Origin of the sequence: Arsenophonus sp. ENCA, assembly GCF_002287155.1 — a bacterium.
Lineage (GTDB): Bacteria > Pseudomonadota > Gammaproteobacteria > Enterobacterales > Enterobacteriaceae > Arsenophonus > Arsenophonus nilaparvatae.
On the sequence record NZ_NHNG01000023.1, the window covers coordinates 1 to 2,422 of the forward strand.

Annotated in this window: 3 protein-coding genes and 2 pseudogenes; 2 read left to right on the top strand and 3 right to left on the bottom strand. The window is 36.6% G+C overall.

All coding sequences use genetic code 11. The features are described 5' to 3' along the window. Positions 1-287 precede the first annotated feature (287 nt). From CBG25_RS00685 to CBG25_RS00695, 3 genes are all read right to left on the bottom strand, one after another. Positions 288-680: a hypothetical protein gene (locus CBG25_RS00685; RefSeq protein ID WP_290603784.1), complete on the bottom strand. Its 393-nt coding sequence runs from the start codon at positions 678-680 to the stop codon at positions 288-290. A 248-nt stretch (positions 681-928) separates the two neighbouring features. Beyond that, positions 929-1,216, bottom strand: a complete 288-nt coding sequence (locus CBG25_RS00690; protein ID WP_290603786.1) for a helix-turn-helix transcriptional regulator — start codon at positions 1,214-1,216, stop codon at positions 929-931. Continuing rightward, the gene (locus CBG25_RS00695; RefSeq protein ID WP_290603787.1) at positions 1,206-1,526 is read right to left on the bottom strand and encodes a type II toxin-antitoxin system RelE/ParE family toxin; all 321 of its coding nucleotides are present in this window, start codon (positions 1,524-1,526) and stop codon (positions 1,206-1,208) included. Before CBG25_RS00695 ends, CBG25_RS00690 begins: the two co-directional genes overlap by 11 nt. A 216-nt stretch (positions 1,527-1,742) precedes the next feature. Between CBG25_RS00695 and CBG25_RS00700 the strand changes: the two are divergent. Continuing rightward, positions 1,743-2,012 (top strand): annotated as a pseudogene (locus CBG25_RS00700) (P27 family phage terminase small subunit); the annotation flags it as partial. 213 nt (positions 2,013-2,225) lie between these two features. Then, a pseudogene (locus tag CBG25_RS00705) lies at positions 2,226-2,422 on the top strand (hypothetical protein); the annotation flags it as partial.

The window sequence follows — 2,422 nt, forward strand, 5'->3', positions numbered from 1 at the left end:
TTCATTCTTTGCCATGTTATCACCGTTTTATTTTCAGGTATTAGAGAAAAAATCATTATCAAAATGCGGGTTGGTTTTTTTGATGTTCTCGCTTGGGGTCAAGAAAGATCATCGACTTTTTAAAATCCACGAGTTTCGCACCAATAAAAAAACGCTCTATTTTTAAGTTTAATTCAGCATGATATATAAATAGTCAAAACCTTATAAATCAAATACAACTTATTGTAATTTAAGAAAATTTATGTTTTTTAGTAACTTGCAGATTAATCATTGCTTTTAAGCCATTTTTAGAATTTTATATGCCTGTGCGAAACTCGTGTAGGAATTGATTCAACACTTGTCAGATCATGCCAAAGCAAATTAACCAAACCTATGCCAGCAATAACATCATGCTTATTACCTGAATATTGATAATGAACCATCTCTATTTTTCTACTACGTGTTTTGGCAATCAATGTATCATCGGCAATTAGTACACAAGGGCTTTTTTTGTCTATAGAAGGTTCAACTAATCGCCATAGCTCTTTAGGGCGGAAACATCTACTTTTTAACCATCGGCTAACCGTGTCATGAGATAAAGGCGATGGGCTGACTTCTGATAACGCCAAACAAGAGTATCTTACACTGCTTACTTGCAAGAATATTTTATAGATATCTTTAATGCATGGATAACCGGACAAAATATGAACATCCTGATTTTTTCTTGTTTTTAAATTTATACTTCTTTTTTAGAGACTGCGAAACTCGTGGCTATTACAGGCCGTGCATCGCGCTTTGAATTGCGTGAAATACGTTTGGCAAATGAGCCAGCCCCGTATCCAGTAATTTCAGGTTCAAATGTTTTATGGCATCTGCTGGAAGCTTGCGAAATGTTGAAATCAACGTAGATTTATGAAGATTAGTATTTAAACATTTAAAATAGCTCCAATTAATAAGACGTAACTATTTTTATCTGTGCCCCACATGCCGCGGCATATCGCTCAAGTGTAGTAATACTTGCTTTACTAGCATTTTTTTCTAATCGCGTTACCCCAGGTTGCGTAATCCCCATTTTTTCAGCAACTTGTGTAGTATTTAAGCCTGCTTGACGGCGCATGTTAATTAAAAGTTCTTGTAATTCTTCTTTTTTCTTTTCTGCAAGATATGCGGCCATTACATCTGGATTTTGCAATGCCTTTGCTTTTAATTTGGTATAAGGAACACCTTTAATCTTCATATTGTAATTCCTCTAATCTCTTTAGTGCTAATTTAATCTCTGAAGTGGGAGTCTTAGGCGTTTTTTTAACAAACGAGCGCAAAATATATATTTTTTTGCCTTTAGCAAAAGCAAAAAATGTTCGCGTAATATCTTTTCCTCCTGCTCTTAATTCAAAAAGTCCATCCTGAACAATATCAGTGTTCGGATAACGTAACTGATTACCTTGGGCTTCAAGTTTATCAAGTGCTGCCAAGATCTTACCTTGCATGAGAGTATTAAGATTCAATATTTCTTCTTGTGCCTCAGGATGAAAAATGAGTTTAAACACATAATTATCTCTACTGTTTTTATCAAAAATTATACCTTATAAGTTATTATAACTCAAGAGTTATAATGCAAAGAGGAGAGGGGGAGGTAAAATCAATATATAAACAACAGGTTAGGAGCGAATGGCCTCGTTTACTCACATCGTCGCAGGTTAGAAAACCTTTTTCTTGCCCCATTTTCACCATAAATCAATCTAAATTTTACAGGACTTTCGCCTATGTCAGGACCGCCGAAAGCCCCGTCACATCTACATTTAGTGAGGGGCAATCCTTCAAAACGCCCCTTAAATAAAAACGAGCCAAAACCCGAAAAATGGGTACCCCCAACTCCTAAGCATTTTAGCAAACAAGAAAAGTATTGGTTTGAGCGCATAGCCGAAGATCTTAATGCGAGCGATATCCTGACCCATATCGATGGTATGGCGCTGGAACTATTGATTGGAGCTTATGTTGAGTGGCGAAAACATAGGGAGGCACTCGAAAAAGAGTTACCGTCTTGAAAGTCAACCTTAAACACTAAAAATAACCCATGGTTATATTCCGCTTCCTCGTCCGTTCGCTTGCTCTCGGACTCCGGTGAGCGGATAGAGTTAGCTTAGAGGAGGTTTTGTCGCTTAAAGCCAAAACTGAGTCACGAGTTTCGCAGTCTCTAAAAAAGAAGTATAAATTTAAAAACAAGAAAAAATCAGGATGTTCATATTTTGTCCGGTTATCCATGCATTAAAGATATCTATAAAATATTCTTGCAAGTAAGCAGTGTAAGATACTCTTGTTTGGCGTTATCAGAAGTCAGCCCATCGCCTTTATCTCATGACACGGTTAGCCGATGGTTAAAAAGTAGATGTTTCCGCCCTAAAGACCTATGGCGATTAGTTGAACCTTCTATAGACAAAAAAAG